The 3,512-nt window shown below is 66.7% G+C and carries 3 protein-coding genes; 1 reads left to right on the forward strand and 2 read right to left on the reverse strand.

Annotated elements, in window-relative coordinates:
- Together TX78_RS04450 and TX78_RS04455 are read right to left on the reverse strand one after the other, a co-directional pair.
- Nucleotides 1-894 (reverse strand): protoporphyrinogen/coproporphyrinogen oxidase (locus tag TX78_RS04450; RefSeq protein WP_044494032.1); only part of this gene is annotated, 894 nt, incomplete at its 3' end.
- 4 nt (nt 895-898) lie between these two features.
- Nucleotides 899-2,200, reverse strand: a complete 1,302-nt coding sequence (locus TX78_RS04455) for a uroporphyrinogen decarboxylase (RefSeq protein WP_044494035.1) — start codon at nt 2,198-2,200, stop codon at nt 899-901.
- A 39-nt stretch (nt 2,201-2,239) separates the two neighbouring features.
- Between TX78_RS04455 and TX78_RS04460 the strand changes: the two genes are divergently transcribed.
- On the forward strand, nt 2,240-3,512 hold a 1,273-nt coding region (locus TX78_RS04460), incomplete at its 3' end, for a glutamyl-tRNA reductase (protein ID WP_044494417.1).

Below are 3,512 nucleotides of genomic sequence, written 5' to 3' on the forward strand. Positions count from 1 at the left end.
CATCGACACCAGGGCGACGCCGCCTGTGCCGCCGTCGCTGAACCCTTCGCCTTCCAGCTGAGGCAGTACCGGCCCGAGAAGCTCCAGCGCCGCGGGACCATCCACTGCCAGCAGCAGGCGATCAGCTGCCAAACCGCGCAGATCGGTGACCCGGTGATTCACGTGGATGGTCACACCGGCCTGACGCAGCGCTGCTTCCAACGCATCCACCAGAGTGGCCATCCCGCCATGCAGGGACTGCACCGCCGAACCCGCTGGGGCCTGGGCTTTCAGCCGCTGGACGGCGCGGGCCAGCGAGCCCTCTTCCAGCATGGCGCTGAAGAGTCCGGGAGCAGCGGTGTTCATATCCAGTTCGTCGGGATCTGCGGAATGAACTCCAGAGGTGATGGGGGAGACCAGAGCGTCGACGACGACGTCGCCCATTCGGTCCCGGGCCACCTGGCCCACAGTGGGGGAGGAGACTCCGCGCCACTGGTCCACCGGGCGGTGGAGGTCCTGCGCCGCGCGGGCTGCAGCTTCTGCGCCGATGAGCCGGCGAACGTCCTCTGCCTGCGGATCACCGGGGATGCCCAGTAGGCCGGTAGCAGGCAAGGGCGCGGCAAGACCCGGGATCTGCAGCCAGGCCCCGGCCGGATTGGGGCTGACGACCTGCTCGGCCAAGCCGAGGTCCTCAATGAGCTGGCGCACTGCTGTGGTGCGGGTGGCGAAGGCCTCCGCGCCAGCATCACAGCGAACACCGGCTAAGACATGCGGCGCCACCGCGCCGCCGAGTCGGCTGCCGGCTTCGTACACGGTGACTTCAGCCCCGCTGCGGGCAAGGTCCCACGCGGCGGTCAGTCCTGCGATGCCGCCGCCGACGACGGCGACTCGACTGGTGCGGGGGGCCGGGGCCACGATCTCAGTCCTGTCCGGGGTGGGTCTCCACGGAATGGATCTGCTCCACCACGCGGGTCAGCACCTCCGGGTTGGTCTCCGGGGGCACGCCGTGGCCGAGGTTGACCACGTGTCCGCCGGCGGATGCGCCGTCGGCAAGCACCGCCTGCACGTGCTCGTGAAGAGTGTCTGCATCTGCAAAAAGCATGGCTGGGTCGATGTTGCCCTGCAGCGGGGTACGCCGCCCGTTGGCTCCTGCGCCGAGCTTATCGGCCACCTCGCGCAAGTTCATGCGGTAGTCCACACCCAGCACCGGGTGGGTGGTCAGGGTGGCGGGATCCTGTGTGGTGGCTCCCTCGTCTTTGGCTGCTTGGGCCTCGCCCATGGCCTGAAGGACGCTGGGTCCGGATTCCACCGGCGCCACTGGTGCGATGCGTGCGAACTCGACCACCGAGCGCATCACATCCAGGATCTGCGAGGTGCCGGTGCCGAAGTGGACCACGGGCACGCCTAAGTCTGCGACGTGGCTCAGGGCAGCCTGTGAGAAGGGCGCCACATACTCCAGATAGTCGGCGCGGCTCAGTGAGCCCGCCCAGGAATCAAAGAGCTGGGCGGCAGAAGCCCCGGCCATCACCTGGGCTCGCATGAAAGCTCCCGAAGCGCGGGCGGCCCAGGCGGCCAGCTCGTTCCAGGTCTCCGTATTGGCCTTCATCATGGTGCGCACCGCCAGGTGCTCCTTGGAGGGCTTGCCCTCCACCATGTAGGCGGCCAGGGTGAACGGCGCTCCGGCGAAGCCGATCAGCGGGGTGACCCAGTCGCGGTCGGCCTCAGCGGCCATATCCTTCAGACCAGAAGTGGTCAGCTCAACGGCCTCCACAATGGGGGCGAACGCCGCCTCGTCCAGTTCCGGCAGGGCCCGCACATCCTCCAGGGTGCGTACCGGGGAGCCGAGCACTGGGCCGACGCCGGGCTTGATCTCCACATCCACGCCGGCCAGGCGCAGCGGAATCACGATGTCTGAGAAGAAGATCGCGGCGTCCACATCATGGCGCCGCACCGGCTGCAGAGTGATCTCCGAGGCCATCTCCGGGTTCAGGCAGGAGTCCAGCATGGTGGTGCCTTCACGCAGCTTGCGATACTCCGGTAGCGAACGCCCGGCCTGTCGCATGAACCACACCGGCTGGCGGGCCGGCGCTGCCGGATTCCCCGCGGCATCGCGGCCTCCGCGGTACTGGTTGAGCAGTGGAGCCTCGGTGGTGAGGCCGGTGACCAGGGGGTGATCAGCGGGCAGGGATGGGGCCGGCGTCGTCGAAGTCATAGTCACCATTCTGCCGCGAACTTCGACGCGCGGTAGAATCGTGCCGCCGTGGTTCTTTTCTCACTTGTCGCAACCCACACGGATCTCGATCTCGAGACGGTGGGAACCCTCTCCTCAGGAGCAGCCGATGTCGCTGCTTCTGTCGATCTGCCTGCCGTCACGCTGGCCACCTGCAACCGGCTGGAGATCTACGCAGAGACCCCTTCTTCCAGTGTCGAAGCGGTGCGTGAGAGCCGTGAACGTCTGCTTGACGCAGTGGCGGAGGCCTCCGGCTTGGATCGCGAGACCGTGGCCCGTTCGTTCAAAACCCTGGTTGAGGACGACGCCGTCTCGCACCTCTTCGAGGTCGGCGCAGGTCTGGATTCCGCCGTGATCGGCGAGCGGGAAATCGCCGGACAGGTTCGGCGGTCCCTGAATGAGGCGCAGTCTGCCGGGACCGTCTCCGGAGGGCTGACCAAGCTCTTTGAAACCGCTACCCGCACGGCTAAAGAAGTCGGGGCTAAAACCGCTCTGGGCTCGCGTGGGCGGTCCATTGTCTCTGTGGCCCTGGATATTGCCGGCGATATGCGCGGCGACGGCGCCGCGTTCTACCGCGATGCCAATGTGGTGCTCATCGGTACCGGGGCCTATGCCGGTACCACCTTGGCGCAGCTGGCCGAGCGCGAGGTTCCGGCGATCTCGGTCTTCTCCGGCTCCGGACGTGCTGAGTCCTTCCTTGATGAGCGCCGTCGATTCCTCGGTGAACGTGCGGAGAATGTGCGTGCGCTGAGTATGGGCGAACTGGCCGAGGCCTTCCGGAACGCAGACGTGATCATCGGCTGCTCCGGTGGAAACCGTCAGATCACCGCCGCGGAGATCCGTTCGCTGGCCGGTCTGGAAGAGCACGACAGGTCTTTGACGGTCATCGACTTAGCGCTGACACATGACTTCACCCCGGATGTGGCTGATCTTCCCGGGGTTGAGCTGATCACTTTGGAATCGGTGAAGGTCGCCGCCCCCGAGGAGACCGAGGACTCTGTGGATCAGGCCCGCGCCGTCGTGGCGGAGTCTGTGCAGCAATACCTCACAGAGCGTCGGGAGCGCAGTGCCGATGACGCCATTGTGGCGCTGCGCCGGCACACCCAGGAAGTGCTGGATGAGGAGATGGAGCGGGTCCGCAAGGCACATGGGTGCACAGCCGCGGCTGAAGAGGTGGAGTTCGCGATGCGCCGGATTGTGCGCAAGCTGCTGCACACTCCTACCGTGCGGGCTCGTGAGCTTGCCGTGCAGGGGCGCACTGAGGACTACGTGGCCGCCCTGGAGGCTGTCTTCGGTCTGGAGG

The sequence above is a fragment of the Nesterenkonia massiliensis genome, assembly GCF_000455245.1.
In the GTDB taxonomy this organism is placed as follows: domain Bacteria; phylum Actinomycetota; class Actinomycetes; order Actinomycetales; family Micrococcaceae; genus Nesterenkonia; species Nesterenkonia rhizosphaerae.